The organism is Opitutaceae bacterium TAV5 (assembly GCA_000242935.3).
GTDB lineage: Bacteria > Verrucomicrobiota > Verrucomicrobiia > Opitutales > Opitutaceae > Geminisphaera.
Window position 1 is genome coordinate 5644672 of record CP007053.1, and the last position, 14765, is coordinate 5659436.

The following is a 14765-nucleotide window of genomic DNA, read 5'->3' on the forward strand; positions in this document are numbered from 1 at the left end:
TTGCAGGGTTAGTTACGAAGGAGGGCTTTGTTGGCGCGTTCGACGGCGGTGAAATAGTCCGTGTAGGGGTTGCCGGCGTCGTCAACGATCCCCCAGGACTGACGTTCGGTGTCGGAGAGGTTTTGCCAGCCAAAGAGAATGAAGCCGACAACGAAGGGAAGCTGGTCGTAAACCTGGCGGAGAAGGTTGGCGTATTCTTCACCACGCTGCTTCTGCGTGTAGAGGGTGGCGGTGGGATTGGGAAGGCGGGCATCGAGGGCTTGTAGTCCTGTTTCGGATATGATGACGGGGCGGCCTGTGATGCGGTGGACGCGGCGAAGGATGTCGAGCTGGGCGGGGCTGTAGGTGGCGGCCTGCCATTTGCTGAAGGGATAGGCGTTCCAGGCGATGAGGTCGTAGTTTTTCCAGGCGGCGAGCATCTCGTCGGTGGCGTTCCCCATGAAACGGTTGGAGGCGATGAGTTTCCCGGGGAGTTCAGCCCGGAGGGTTTCGAGCATGAAGCCGGCGTAGATGCCCATGGCATAGACGGCGAAGTCGTAGAGATCGGTTTCCACGATGCCCCGGACACGGGCCGCCTGGCGGGGGGCGGCGTGGCCGTCCTCGGCGGCCACAACTTTGGGAGAAGGCGTCTTGCGGGCGGAGGCGGGGTCGAGATCGGGAGCGGCGGTGAAGTCGGAAAGGCTGGCAGAGGCCGGGAGCTCGGGAGCCCAGGCTGCGCGGAGCTTTTCGAGGTCGTTGCCATAGCGATCGGCAAGCCAGCGGACGAAGGCGGCGCGGCAGGCGGGGGAATAGATGTAGCCGATGACGCTGCCTCCGTTGACAGAACCATCCAGGGGGATCTCGTTGTTGACGAAAAGGCCGATGAGCGCGGGGTTGTTGCCCCACTCGGCGGCGAAGCGGCGGGCTTCGGCGCGATAACGGGCGCGCCAGCCTTCGTCGAACGGATCGGCAAGATGGCGCTCCTCACGACCGGCGCGATTTTTGAGCCAGGGGCCGCCGGCTTCGGGGCCGAGGTACTGGAAGTGATAAAGCCCGGCCTGGCGGGCGGCGCGGTGAAAGGGAGCAGTGGTGGCGGCGGGAGAGATGCCGTTGAATCCGAGCCGGCTGACCGTCGCGAGGGTGTCGTCGATATAATGGCTCTCGTCAGGATAGCGTTCCATCATGGAACGGTAATGGCGGTAGTTGATGTTGGGGAGGAGGCCGAGGGTCTGGATGCCCAGGAAATACAGGGAATGACCGGCAGGCGTGACAAGTTGCCAGCGGGTGGTCGGGTTTTGGCCGGTGCCGGGTGCGGCGGTACGCCAGGGAGTGGAGGATGCGGAGACGGGGGCCCGGGATGGAGAGGCCAACGTGTTCCGGATCGGGGATGGTGTGGAGCGTGTGCTCCAGGCTTGTGGCTCGCGGAGGGGATAGATGTCGGGGATGCGTCCCCAGCGGGCAGGCTCGTTGCCCTTGTAGGTCCGTGCGATGAGGGGCGTGGGCGGGAGCGTGCCGGCGGAGTTGTTCAGGGCGGGCGCGGGAAGGGTTGTCCAGTTGGAATCGGAGACGATGATACAACGGGTATCGGGAGTATCGTAGCCGAGAGCGCAGAGAATCTGGAGGGTCGAAGCGGGTGTTGTCGCGGAGAGGGTGGAGGCGGGGCGAATGACAACAGTATTTTCATTATCGGTACGCAGGAGGCCGTCGATGGAGAATTCCCTGGCGACGGGAAGGGGGACGGACGGCCACTTCGAGGCATCCTGGTTTTTGAGCGCAGCCTGGCCGAGGTTATGGCCATTGACGATGACCTCAACCGGGGTGGAAGCGATGATCTGGAGCCAGGATTGGCGGGGCGTGGCAGTGATCGAAAAGGTGCGTTGCGCACCGGAGGCAGGAAGGCTGATAAGTTGGGGAATGGGTAACGATCCCCATGGAGAAATATGGCGCGTGAGTGTGATGGAGCGGAACTGGATTGCGGCAGGGCCTTGGCTGGGAACAAGCGCGAGCTCAATGGAAGAGGCCGTGCGAAGCGCGCTCAGGCGCCAGAGATCGCCGCCGACAATGCTGGCAAGCGGGAGTGTTTCGCGCTGCCATTGGCCGACAGGAGCGGGAGGAAGGCGGAGGCCGTAGAGCTTGCTGTTGTCGGTGGTGCGGAGGTTGATGTTGATTTCGCGGGCGCTGATGCTGTCGGGGATGCGGTATTCAAATTCAAGTGTGGTATCGGCAACGGGACTGCGAGTGCCGAGGATGGCCACAACAGGACCCCTGGATACCCGCAATTCGGCACAGGCATCGGCAGTGCCCTGGTATTTGAGTTCACGAGCGACCGGACTGGGGGACCAGGAGCGAAGGGCGGCACAATCCTTTTGAGTGGGAGCCCAGGAAGTGGTCGTTTGCGATGAGAGAAGCAAAGGCGCCTGGTAAATGCCGGCATCGATTTCCGTGGCATGAGCAATACGGGGAATCGCAGCAGAAAGAAAGAGGAGGATTGCGAGGCGAAAACGCATGGGGCCTTGAAAGGAGGGTAAACGCATCTATCGACGGGTGAGGGAGTCGGCGGGTTGCAGGTTAAGTGTTTAAGCTATTGAATAAAAATTTTCATTATTGGGCGGAACCGAAGGGGCCGAGTCGGTGAGAATCCGGGCGACAGGGAAGAGGCAAAGGATGGCGACGAGGTATGGCATGGATGGTCAAGATAACTGCGGCAGGAAAGACTGAATGCATTCAGTCTTTGGAAGTCAATGCCCGATTTTCCGGAATCTGGAGGAGGTATTTTTTCACGGAGCGACGGCTTTTAGCCGTTGCAGACGAAGCGCGGCGAGCGATTCGCCATCATCCAGAGGCAATCGCTCCCGTTACCGGCGGCACTGCGCGCCGTCGCAACGGCCGGGGGTCGTCACTTCTTGCTTCGGCGCCTGCTCTTTCATCGCGCTTTACGGAGCGGTTTTCCGGCGGGTGAGGGTGTTGCCGGGGATGAGCAGATGGAGGGGTTTGGTATTCGGTTTTCGGATAAGCGTGAGCGCGGCGCCGGCCAGGGCCTCGCCGAGCTCCTCGCAGGGTTCGTGCATGCTCGTCAGCCCGATCGCTTCGTGGCCGCTGGCGAGCAGGTCGCCCATCGAGACGACCGCAATCTGGTCGGGAATTTTGACGCCGACCTTCGTCAGCGTCTCCAGCAGGGGAAGGGCAAGACCGTCGTTGACGACAAAGAGGGCGTCGGGCCGGGAGGCGGGTTGCGACACGAGGCGGACGACGGCGTCGCGGGGAATCTCGCCGGACCTGGCCCACACGACCCGGTCCTCGCGCAGCGGGAGGCCGGCCTCGGCGAGGCAATCGAGGTAGGCCTGGTAGCGCGCCTTCGTCATCGTCATGCGCGGGTCGGGTCCGACAAAAGCGATGCGCTTGCGTCCGGAGGCCAGCAGGTGGCGGATGGCGACCCTGGCGGCCTCGCCGGAATCCCAGGCGGCGTAGCTGGCCTCGGGGAGGTCGGGCAGGGTGTCTCCGAGGAGAATGAGCTTCTGTTTCTGGCGAATGAGGGTGCGATAGAGGTCGAGGTTCTCGGGCTGCGGGAAACAGATGAGGGCGTCGACGCGACGCTGGAGGAAGGAGTGGATTTCGCGTTCTTCGCGCGCCTGATCCCAGAAGTGCACACCGAGGAGAGGAGTGAGGCCGGCGCGGTCAAAAACGCGGGTCATGCCCCAGAGGACGCGGTGCGCCCAGTTCTCGTCGAGAGCGGCGAAGATGACGCCCACGGTGTCGGTGTGCTTGCGGCGGAGATTGTGGGCGAAGAAGTTGGGCCGGTAATCCATCTGCCTGGCGGCGGCGCACACGCGCTCGATGGTGGCCTCCGGGAGCTTCATTTCGCGTCCGCGCCCGTTGAGCGCGTAACTGACGGTGGCGATGGAGAGATCGAGGTGACGGGCGAGGGCGGTGATGGTGACGGGTTTGGCGGTCATCCGGTTTTACGGGTTCGGAGGGCGAGACTTGTTGCCGGGTTTTCAGAGGATGCAATGTTTCTTCGTCCGGATTTTTCATGCTGCGTATTTTTTCCTGGATACGCATCGAATGTCTCGCATCCGGGCCGCGGGGGTTTAGGGTGGGCAAAAACTGAATCCATTCACTTGATCCACGCATGAGTTCCAAAACAGTCACCATTGCCGCGCTTGCCCGTCATCTTGGCCTGGGGGCGGCGACTGTCAGCTACGCCCTCAACGGGCGCGGGCCGGAGATGAAAATTTCCGAAAGCACGGTCGAGCGCATCCGGGCGGCAGCGGACGAGTTGGGCTACCAGCCCAATTTTTTCGCCTCCACGCTGCGCCGCCAGCGGACGGACAGCATCGGGGTGGTGTTCGCGGACTTGTCAGACAACTGGGCGGACCGGGTGCTCAAGGGGATGCTGCGGGTGCTGGACGGGCACGGCTACATGCCGCTGATCAGCGTGCATCTCTGGGACAAGGCGCGGGAGGAGCGCGAGGTGCAGTCGCTCCTGAAGCGCAAGGTGGATGCGCTGATCTGCCTGCCGCTGCCGGAAAGCCGGGATTTTTATAAAAAACTCATGGCGCAGAAACAAAAGCTGCTGCTCCTGAGCGACACGCTGCCCGACTTGCCGGAGGCGAGCTACGTGGCGTGGGATTCGGGCAAGGCGGCGCGCGAAGTGATGGAGCACCTGCTGGCGTCCGGGCGGCGGCGGATCGCCTTTGTCGGACCGACTCACCCCACCACCATGACGCTGGCGCGCTACCAGGCTTACTGCGATTGTCTGGGCGAGGCGGGTATCGCCTTGCGGGAGGACTGGATCATCTGGGAGAAGTCGGGCGTGGTGCCGACGGAGGCGGTGGCACGGTTGCTGGGGTCTTCGAATGCGAGGAATCGTCCCGACGCGCTGTTCGTCCTGAACGATGCACTGGCGCTGCGTCTTCTCGAAAAAATCCGCGAGATGGGGGTGCGCATCCCGGAGGAGGTGGCGCTCGCGTCGATGGGAGATTTTCTCACGAGCAGCCATCAGTCGATCAGCCTGACGAGCGCGCCCGAACCGTGCGAGGAAATCGGGGCGGAGATTGCGAAGGCGGCGTTGAAGATGATCAGGAGCAAACGGGCGCAACGTATCCAGCTTCGCATTCCGGGCCAGCCGTTCGTGCCGCGCAACACGGCGCCGTGAGGCGCGGAAGGGAACTCCTGAAAATTGAAAAACAAACCAACCGCGTACCGAGCGAAGCGACAGCCTGCCATGGACGCGAATGGACGTGAATAAAAACACAACAAAATCACATTTGGAGCGGTTCGGATAAAGCTGTAGTCGTTTTTTAACCACGGATTTCGCGGATTATCACGGATTCAAACCATGCCTTGCCACTTCCTTCGCGTCTATTCGCGTTCATGGCAGGCTGTCGCTTCGCCCGGTACGCGGTTGGTTCGTCCAGGCCTGGTTTTGGCGCAGCCCATCCGTGAAACTACCCTGAGAAACCGTGCATGGAAAAGCATGATTCCCCTATGGGGCGGGCTTGTTTTGGATGGCCGCAAAAAGATGCGAAAACCAGACCACGGATGACCTGGGGCGGCTGTGCCGCAACCGAAGAGAGAAGGATGGCCACGAAAAACACGAAAAAACACGCCGCGCATGAAATCCTCCATCGCGCTTATAAGCGCGCGGGAGGTTCCCGCCGGACAGAAGGGAATTTTGTGTTTTTTGTGGCTATCCCGGTTTGAATCCGGAACGCATCCGTACCGAGCGAAATCATGCGCTTCCGCGCACGATTTTTCAGGGCAGTTTCACGGATTTTTTTACCGGGTTTGCATTTTCGCCAGCCCATGTTCACGCGGTTTTCTGTGAGCACACTGAATCATTGCACTACGGAGGATGGGAGCGGGGGGAGAAAGCCTGAGATTTCCACCCTCCACTCGCGGCGAAGCCGCCTCTGCGCCCGCTCCCTTCCTCTGTGGTGCAAGTTGCTTTTCCGGAATCCGCGAAACGATCTCCATGAATCCGGCCCACGAAACACACGAAATGACACGAAAAACGAACCATCGGTTTTCTGTCTTTCTTTTCGTGTCCTTTCGTGTGTTTCGTGGGCTATCCTTTGGTTCGGGCGCAGCCAACCTGTGTCTATTCGCGGTCAAAAAGCATTTTTTCAGGGGTTCCCGGAAACCCTGTCGAATCGATCAGCCCCGTCCGGCGCGGGCGAGGCGGGCGTGGAGGTGGCGGAGGCGGGCGGAGCGGTAGCGGGCCTCTTCCACGATTTCTTCGGGGTACAGGAAACCGCGATTGAGCCGGGCGAAACGGCGGTCGAGCGCATCGGATTCCTTCAGCAGCCCCGCCAGCAGGCGGGCGGCCGCGGGGCGACGCGCGGCGGTGAACCACGCGGACTGGAGCCGCGACTCGGCAATCTTGAACCGGAGATGGAATTCGCGGAGATCGGCCATCAGGCGCAGGTGGGCGAATTCCGTGGCATGGCGGCGGGGGCGCAGGCCGGCGAGCAGGCGTGAAGCCGTACGGGCGGAGCGGTGAAGCGCAGCCAGATTGACCCCCGGGCTGACGGGGGTCGCATCGGCGTTGAGCGCGCGCCAGAGAGCACGGCCGCCGCGGTCGTCGAGGCCGAAGCGGGTGCGGGCGTAGTCGATGACAAACGCTTCGGGGGAAAAAGACTGGCCGGCGGCGGTGGTGTCGAGCGCGGCGCGGAAGGCTTGCTGCAGGATTCCGAATCCGGAAGCAGGATACACGCGACGTATGGGAAGGATGTCGATGAATTCTCCCGGCTTGTCGCGCAGATAACCGTAAACACCCGATGTGGACCACGAGGTCAGGATCATGCCGCGATAGCCGGCGTCGCGGGCGAAGGGCAGGAAGTCGCGGAGGTTGTCGAAATGCGTGCGCCAGCAGGTGAGGGCGTGGTTGTCGGGCGAGGACCGGAGGGCGGGGGCGCCCCAGAATTCGAAGCCGGCCTTTCCGGCGGTGCTCCGGAGTTTTTCGAGGTCGCCGAAATGGTTCACGGGCCAGCCGTAATTCCAGTCCACGAACACGCTGCCGCGCGGCATGTCGGCGGCGGCCTCCGGATTTTTCAGGAGCATGTCGGCCCAGAGAACAGGACGCTTGCCGAGGCTGACGACGAGGTCGGCGACCCGTTTGAAATAATCGACGTAGAGGCGCGACTTGCCGTGTTTTTCGGCCTTGGCCCGGCAGGCCGGGCAGTGGCCGAGCAGGTAGGTCTCGTCGCCGCCGATGTGGATGAAGGGCGAGGGATGGGTGGCGGCGATGTCGCGGAAAATGTCGGTGAAGACGGCGAGCGCCTCGTCGATCTTGCAGGGGCAGAGTTGGCAGATGTCGGCGTCGCTCTCGCGCAAATGGGCGTAGCGGTCGTGTTGCAGGATGTATTCGATGTGGCCGAAACACTGCTGGAGGGGAATCACATCGAGGCCGAGCCGGGTGCATTCGGCGATGAAGCCGGTCAGTTCCTCGCGGGTGTACGCGTAGCGATTGGAAATGAGGGCGTGTTTGTCGAACGGGTACGCGCCTTCCCATTCGATCATGAGCGTGTTGTGTCCGAGGGAGGCCGCCTCCCGGGCGAGCGCGCGGAGCGCGGGCATGGGCATGACCTGGATGCGGAAGTCGATATGGAGGCCGGTGCGGGCGAAGGTGGTCATGGAATGGGTGGGTGCTTTGATTCAATTACGCGGATGACACAGGGAGGGCACTTTTCCCGTCGCGGGAAAAGTCGAGGGCAGGGAGGCCACAACGATCATGACACACCCTTCCCGGATGAATGATACCAACGTCCTGAAATCTCCGGATTTTTACACAAAGATCGCAAAGAGCGCAAAGGATCAGTATTCATACACTTCGCGGTCTTCGCGATCTTTGTGTAAAGTAATTCAGCGGGGTGGTCCTCCCCGGGCTCTGCGCCTTCTCCGTGTCCTCTGTGTAACCGGATCGTGGATTCAGGGATCATTGCTCGGGTTGCGGTCGAGTTCATGGTCGATCCAGGCGCGGAGGGACTCCTGCTGGTTCTGGGCTTCCTCGAGTTCGCTGATCTTGCGGGCGGCGTCGGGTCCGGCGGGGTCGCGCTGGCCGAGGGCAAGCTGGCCGGCGAGGAGGACATCCTGCCGGGTGAGGTTGCGGAGGGTGTTGCGCGAGACGCGGCGCAGGTCTTCGCGAATGGCGGGAGTGAGCGCGGACCGGAGCGCGGCCTGGAACGCGGCGACGGAGCCGGAGGGCTGGACAAGGAGCGTCATGCGGTTGGACATGACGAGGGTGGTGGAGGCGCCGAGCGTTCCGAGCGAGAAATCGAAGCCGGCGACATAGCCGTCGACGACGGGGAGAAAGGGAGCGACGCTTTCCGGCACCTGGATGTCGATAACCGAGGGCAGCCAGCCGCTGGCACGACAGAAGGCGGCGTTGCCGGAGAAGGAGGTGAGAAAACGGAGAAAATCGAGCGCCTCGTCCGGGTGGGGCGACTGGCGGGTGATGCCGAAGGCCATGCCGGTGCTGTTGCCGGCTTCGGAGGGCGGACCGAGGATGTTGCGGCCGTAGTGCGGGTGGTCGCGGGCGGGGAGCGGCACGTCGAAGACGCCGATCGTGAACGGGCAGATGGTGCGATAGACCGGGAGGTCCCAACTGCCGGTGGCGATCATGAGCGCGCGGTTCTGGGCGAAGTAAAAGGTGGCGTCTTCGTGCCGGAGCTGTTCGTAGCCGGCCTGCATGGTGAGGCTGGTCTCGCGGGCGATGGCGAGAGCGTCGGCGAAAGCGGGCGTGTCGGCGTTCCACGCGCCGCGCAGCCAGGCGAGGCCGATTTCGGCGCCGGCAGGCATGAGCGTGCGCGTCTGGTCGATCTGGCGGGAGAGGCGCTGGGTCTGGCCGGAAACCATCTTGTTGATGAGGATGGGGCCGTTGTCGTACGAGCCGGCGATCGGGATCACGTTGCAGCCGGTGTCGGCGGCGATCTTGCGGATGCGTTCGCAGAGGGCGATGAACCCGTCGTACGTGGCCGGCGGCGGCGTGTCGCCGAGCAACTGGCGCCAGAGGTCGCGGTTGTAGTAGAGCCGCACGGTGAACATCGAGAGAGGGACGCCGTAGTAGTCGAGGAGGTTGGGGCGGTAACTGAAATTGCCCGACATGCCGTCGATGAACGTATCGCGCCAGGGGATACCGGCGAGCGGCGTATCGTGGTTGTAGGGATTGGGCAGGGCGACGTCGGCGGTGACGGGCCGGTAGAAGCGGGAGAGCGTCTCGTCGTCGAGATTGCGGTCGATCTGGATGATGTCGGTGGCGGTGCCGCCGACGAGCTGGGTTTTGGTCCACTGGGCGTAGGTGCGCTTGGGGATGGGCACCTGTTCGATGCGGACGCCCGGATGAAGGCTTTCGTACTCGCGGGCGAGCGCGTCGAGCGCGTCGCGCAGGCCGGATTCGAGTTGCCAGTGGGCGAAGCGGACAACGATGCGGCCGTCGGCGGGTTGCCCGGACCGGCCGTGCTGCCAGACGCGCAGCGTGGCGAACGCAAAGCAGCCAAGCAGGAGGGCGAGGCCGACCAGGGGCGCGAGGCGAAGGCGCGAGGCGGAGCGGGTCGTCATGGCGCGGCGGCGAGGGCCGCGGGAGAGGAGAGCGCGGCGAGGGTTTCGGTGATCGTGCGGCGACGGACATCGCGCCGGAAGTCGGCGAGAAAGGTTTCGTAATAGCGCCGGGCCTCGTCGGCATGGCCGAGCTCGCGGGCCAACTCGCCGCAGCGCACGAGGGCGTCGGCGCGCAGGGTGGCGCGGAGGATGCCGGCGTCGAGCGCGGCGCGGAAGTGGTCGAGCGCGAGTTGCGAGCCGAGCCCGAAACGGAGGGCGGCTTCGCCGAGCACGAGATGGAGATCGCGACGCGAGGCGGCATCCGGCTGGCGGTCGGCGAGCGGAGTGAGGCGAGCGACGGTCTGCGCACGATCTTCGGGGCGGCCGCCGGAGCGGTACAGCTCGATGAGCGCGAGTTTCACGCGGGCCTGGCCGGCGAGGGGATGATCGGGGCGGGTGGAAATCAGCTCGCGATAATAGCGCGCCGCGGCTTCCGGATCGGCGGGCGTGCGGTGAAGGTGCTCGATGCGGCCGAGGTAATAGAGGGCGGCGAGGCCGGTCTCGTCGCCGGGGTTTTCCTCGTGGAGGCGGGTGAGGAGTGTCGCGGCGCGGCGGATGTTGGCGTCGGTTTTCGGCTGGAGCTGGAGCAGCGTGAGAGCCGTGCCGAGCCGGGTCTCGCGGTCCGTGTCACCGGTGTCGCCGGCGGCGGCGAAGGCCTGGTGGGCTTCGTGAAAAAGGCCGCGGGCGACGTCGTCCCATGCCACGGCAGCAGCGGGCGCGGGTGCGGATGCGGCGGAGAGGAAGGCGACGCCGGGGAGGAGCGCGGCGAGCAGGCGAAGGCGGGCGGAGATCTGGAGACGGCCGGGCATGCTCACTGGATGCGGCTGGGCGTGGCGGCCTGGTGATGGGTGAGCGTGAGGTTGTGGGCGGTGTGGGCCGGGTAAACCGTTTCGCTCGGGCAGGCGAGTTCCTCGATCGGGTGGGCGCCGGGCGCGGCGAGCCACGCGTCGAGCCGGGTTTGCAGGGTTTCGAGCCGGAGGAGGAGGCCACCGTAGCGGCGTTCGATGACTTCCCAGCCGAACGGCCTGTAGAGCTCGTGCCAGAGCGCGTGGTGGGCTTGCCAGAGCGCGCGGATTTCGTCGCGGAGAGCGGGAACGGTCTTGACGGCGGCGCGGCGCAGGGCCGCGGCGTCGCCGGCCATGTAGTCGTGACGCAAGGACAGGTGAAGCGCGGCCTTGTGCGAGAGCACGGCGGCGAGCCGGGAGACGTAGCCGAGGCGGGCGTCGCCGGGCGAGCGGCCGGCCCGCTCCGCACAGCGTTGCGAGAGCTGCGCGTAGTGGGCCGGCCATGCTTCGGGGATGTGTTTGTCGAGGAAGTTGAGCAGCGGATCGTGCCAGAGCAGCCACTTGGCCGGGTTGGCGTTGACCTCGCCGGGATCTCCGGAGCCGGGCGTGCAGTCGAGGTCGCTCGCGGCCATCCAGGCCTCGCTGCTGGCGGCGCAACTGCCGAGGAAATGCGCGGAGACCTGCGCTTCGGCGCGAGCGGAGGTGGCGGCGAAACCGAGCTCCGCAAAAAACTGGATGGCGGGCAGCGCGGAAAGCACGTCGCACTCCATGCCGTCGTCGCCCCAGAGTGTGACAAAGGCCTCGCGCAGGCCGTTGGCGCGGGCGGACTGCATGCCGGCGCGGAGGGTGGCGAACGAATGGGGGAGCGCGGCCCAGGGGCGGTTCCATGTCCAGACACCGCCGGCAAAGACGGGCTCCTTGCCCATGGCACGGTGGCGGGCGATCCAGTCGTCGTAGAACTCCGGGTCGGTGTGGTAATAATCCCAGTACACGAGCTGCACGTCGGCGGGCACGCGGGCGGCGGCCTCGGGAGGGACGACGGAGGCGCGGTCGTAGTATCCGTTGGTGCGCGAGCCGAGGCGGAAATACATGTCGCTCCAGATCATCGGGGCGAGGCCGAGGCGGCGGCAGATGGCGGCGGTGCGTTCGAGGTGGGTGGCGAGGATCTCGAAGGGGGGTTGCAGGCCGTTGCGGAAGCGGTACTGGCCGGAACCGATGCCGTGGGCCTCGTCCATGCCGATATGGATGCGGCGCGAGCGGAACGGGGAGGAGGCGGCGGCGATCATTTTTTCCACCAGCGCCTCGCTGCCGGCGTCGCCGGCGAGGAGGACGCCGCCGGTGTCCTGGAGAGGACGATACGGGGGCCACTGGAGCACCTGTTCGAGGTGGCCGAGCGTCTGGATGCAGGGGACGGCCTCGATGCCGAGGGCGGCGGCGTAGTCGTCGATATGGCGCAGGTCTTCCTGCGTGTAGCGGCCGCGGAAGTAGCCGAAGAGCGGTTCGCCGGGGATCTCGTAGGTGTCCTCGGTGTAGAGCATGAGCTGGTTGATGCCCATGAGCGCGAGGTGGCGGATGATCCGCTCGATGACGGGAACGCGCAGGACGCCGTTGCGCGACACGTCGAGCATGACGCCGAGTGTGTCAAAGGCGGCGCTCTCCGTGGTGTCGGCCAGCGGCTGGCCGCTTTCGATGCGGCCCATGAGGATGCCGAGCGCGCGGAAGGCATCGGTGGAGCGCGCATAGTCGATGGTGATGTGACCGGGCGAGGTGACTTTTATCGACAGGGATCCGGCGCGGGCGGCAGGGCGGGCGGGGACCGTTGGCCGGAAGCGGACGGAAAGGACGGAGCTGCCGGCGGCGTGGCCGGGAGGGAGGACGAAGCGTTCGGGAAACATCCCGGTGATGGCGGCGAGGCCGCGGGTCAGTTCGGCGGGCACGCCGCCGGGGAAGGCCAGCCGGGAGGGAGCGGCGGGAGCCGGAGCAGGGGCGGTGGCCGGAGCGGCGGTGGAGTGGATTTCTTCGTCGAGAAGGGCTGGTTTCATGATTGGCAAGGTCAGGGCAAGGCGGGTGTGGCCGTGAGGAGGGCGTCGATAGCCCCGGAAAGGTTGCCGGAATCGGCCGGCGTGGCGGTGCGGGGTGCGGCGGATACAGTGTGAAGGCGGGGCCAGGCGCCGGTTTCGAGGAATGCGCGCATGGCGTCGTCGAGTCCGTCGATATGGAAAAATTCCTGGCCGGCGTCGTCGTGGCGAGGGTGGCGGAGGGCGGCGGGAAAGTCCGCGATCGTGCCGGCCGAAAGATAGCAGAGGGCGTTGAGGCGGACGAAGGGGCGGCAGTCTTCGAGGCGGGTCGAGGGGCGGGAGGTCTCGCCCCGAAGATAGCGGTGGTAATCGAGATGATTGGCCGCGAGGAGATCGAAGGAGGGGAGGGGACGGCGTTCGGGGGGCATGCGGTGGTCGTGCCAGGTGATCGCGTAATGCGACCTGGCGACCCAGTCGATGCGGGCCTCGTCGGTGACGAGCGTCTCGCAAAGCGTGTCGATACCGTGCAGGGCGTGGGTGAGGGCGAGGCGAAGGGTGACGCCGTCCGGAGTGGATACACGGGCGAAGACGGTGTCGGCGCCCTCGATGTCGTGCGCGCGCCAGAGCGAGGCTTGCACGCCGGCCGGCGGAGCCCAGTCGAGGACGGCGCGGGGGCCGGCCCAGAAGAGGGCGTTGTGGACGTAGTGCGCCATGGCGTTGGCCAGGCAGGAGTCGAGGAGCAGGCGGCCGTCGGGGGAGCGGAGGCGGCCGGCCCAGGCGTTGCGCCGGAAGTAGGCGGAGGGGCGGGGGCGTTGCCCGAGCAGGCGCACTTCGCGAAGGCGGCCGAATTCACCGGCGAGGAGGCGGGATTTCAGGGCGAGGTGCGCGGGCTCGATGATGAAGTTGAAACCGACAAGGGTGGTTTTGGCGGCGCGGCGGTCGCAGGCGATCATCGCCTCCAGCTCACCGGGATCGAGGGTGGGCGGTTTTTCCAGGTAGACGGCGACGCCGCGTTCGACGGCGTCGCGGTGCATGGGCGCGTGCAGGGCGATGGGGGTGGGGATGACGACAAGATCGAGACCGCCGGGAGAGGCGAGGCTGGCGTCGAGCATCGCGCGGTGGTCGGCAAACACACGGATGCCGCGTTCGCGAAACCGCCAGCGTTGGCATTCGTCCGGAAATGCGTCGGGACGCGGATCGCAGGTGGCGACCAGGCGGGCCGCGCCGTTCTCCTCCAGCCGCAGCAGCGCTTCGTGATGCGAACCGGCAAAGCCGCCGAGGCCGATGATGGCGGTGCGGAGAGGCGCGGCGTTCATATGGCGGGAGCGGAGAGGAGGTGGGTGCAGCCAGCGGGTTAGCGGTTAGCGGGCGGGAGCCTTGTCCTGCGCGGCCGGTATGGCGGACGGCTTGCCCTTGCCGCCCTCGAGGAGGAGGCGGAGGGTGCGATACTGGTGGAGCAGGACGCCGCCGAAAGCGGAGTCGCTGCGGAGGGTGGAGCGGACCTCGTCGAGCGTGCGGAGAAAATCGGCGGCGGGCTGGCCGTAGAAGGTGATCTGCGGCTCGTCCTTGAGTTCGACGGTTTCGAGAGACGGATAAACGGGTTTGCCGATCTTGCGGCCATAGGCGAGTTCCGCAGTGCAGAGGTACGTCACGGAGTTGGGGCCGACGGCCTTGCGGCGATAGGACATCACGCCGATGTAGTCGGAAAGATCCTGGATGTGTTGATGGAAGTTTTTCTTTGCGCCGTTGTAGGCGACGACGAGCCGCTCGTGGCTGTCGTACCAGGAGGGAATGTCGTAGGCGACGGTGAGCGCGGGGTCGGCGGCTTTGACGAGCGGGTAGATCGCCGCCATCGTGTCGAGCGTTTCGCGGATGACGCCGGGTTCGTCGCCGTTTTTCCAGCGCGGCGTCAGGTAGGGCTCGATGTCGTAGTGGATGCCGGCGAACCCGGCACCGGGGGGCTGGGCCTTGTGAAAGGCGAGGAGGGAGCGGAGCGCCTGCAACGTTTCCGGGCGGTTCGCCTCGAAGGCCATTTCGGCGGAGCCGTCGAGCGCCTCCACCCGGATGCCGGCGGCGCGAGCCTCGCGGAGGAGGGCGCTCATGGCGGCGGTGTCGGTCATCGCGCGGGCTTCGCCGCGGCCGGTGTAGCGGATCTGCACGAGGAGCAGGTCGATGCCGTGCCGCTGGCTGAAGGCGAGCAACTCCGCGCGGCGGGCGGGCTCGACGACCTCCTCCCGATGCCAGACCCACATGCCGAGACCGCCCGGTGAGGCAGCGGAAAGCGGAGCCGCGAAAGAAGTGAAGAGGAAAATTGGAAGGAGGTGCCTGTAAATATTGCGGCGCATGAAATAATTACTGCCGGTGTACTGTAATTGTGTCAATCTGT

The 14765-nt window shown here is 65.2% G+C and carries 10 protein-coding genes; 2 read left to right on the forward strand and 8 right to left on the reverse strand.

The window, feature by feature from the left end; translation table 11 throughout:
- Positions 1–8: 8 nt before the first annotated feature.
- Both OPIT5_23910 and OPIT5_23915 read right to left on the reverse strand, forming a co-directional pair.
- Complete coding sequence (locus OPIT5_23910; GenBank protein ID AHF92780.1) at positions 9–2486, reverse strand: glycoside hydrolase family 42; 2478 nt, start codon at positions 2484–2486, stop codon at positions 9–11.
- A gap of 426 nt (positions 2487–2912) precedes the next feature.
- Complete coding sequence (locus OPIT5_23915) at positions 2913–3932, reverse strand: LacI family transcription regulator (GenBank protein ID AHF92781.1); 1020 nt, start codon at positions 3930–3932, stop codon at positions 2913–2915.
- Between the two features lie 176 nt (positions 3933–4108).
- Here OPIT5_23915 and OPIT5_23920 point away from each other — a divergent pair, with 176 nt between their 5' ends.
- Together OPIT5_23920 and OPIT5_23925 are read left to right on the forward strand one after the other, a co-directional pair.
- Positions 4109–5134, forward strand: coding sequence for a LacI family transcription regulator (locus OPIT5_23920; GenBank protein AHF92782.1), 1026 nt, complete (start codon positions 4109–4111; stop codon positions 5132–5134).
- A 332-nt stretch (positions 5135–5466) separates the two neighbouring features.
- Positions 5467–5682: a hypothetical protein gene (locus OPIT5_23925; GenBank protein ID AHF92783.1), complete on the forward strand. Its 216-nt coding sequence runs from the start codon at positions 5467–5469 to the stop codon at positions 5680–5682.
- A 453-nt stretch (positions 5683–6135) separates the two neighbouring features.
- On the opposite strand, the gene OPIT5_23930 is transcribed toward OPIT5_23925, so the two are convergent.
- From OPIT5_23930 to OPIT5_23955, 6 genes are all read right to left on the reverse strand, one after another.
- Positions 6136–7614 (reverse strand): glycoside hydrolase family 20, encoded by a 1479-nt coding sequence (locus OPIT5_23930; GenBank protein AHF92784.1) that lies wholly within the window; start codon positions 7612–7614, stop codon positions 6136–6138.
- Positions 7615–7908: 294 nt separating this feature from the next.
- Complete coding sequence (locus tag OPIT5_23935; protein AHF92785.1) at positions 7909–9498, reverse strand: ABC transporter substrate-binding protein; 1590 nt, start codon at positions 9496–9498, stop codon at positions 7909–7911.
- A gap of 35 nt (positions 9499–9533) precedes the next feature.
- Positions 9534–10385 (reverse strand): hypothetical protein, encoded by an 852-nt coding sequence (locus OPIT5_23940; GenBank protein ID AHF92786.1) that lies wholly within the window; start codon positions 10383–10385, stop codon positions 9534–9536.
- Positions 10386–10387: 2 nt separating this feature from the next.
- Positions 10388–12403, reverse strand: a complete 2016-nt coding sequence (locus OPIT5_23945; GenBank protein ID AHF92787.1) for a glycoside hydrolase — start codon at positions 12401–12403, stop codon at positions 10388–10390.
- A gap of 11 nt (positions 12404–12414) precedes the next feature.
- The gene (locus tag OPIT5_23950) at positions 12415–13695 is read right to left on the reverse strand and encodes an oxidoreductase (protein ID AHF92788.1); all 1281 of its coding nucleotides are present in this window, start codon (positions 13693–13695) and stop codon (positions 12415–12417) included.
- Positions 13696–13740: 45 nt separating this feature from the next.
- The gene (locus OPIT5_23955; protein ID AHF92789.1) at positions 13741–14724 is read right to left on the reverse strand and encodes a hypothetical protein; all 984 of its coding nucleotides are present in this window, start codon (positions 14722–14724) and stop codon (positions 13741–13743) included.
- Positions 14725–14765 lie beyond the last annotated feature (41 nt).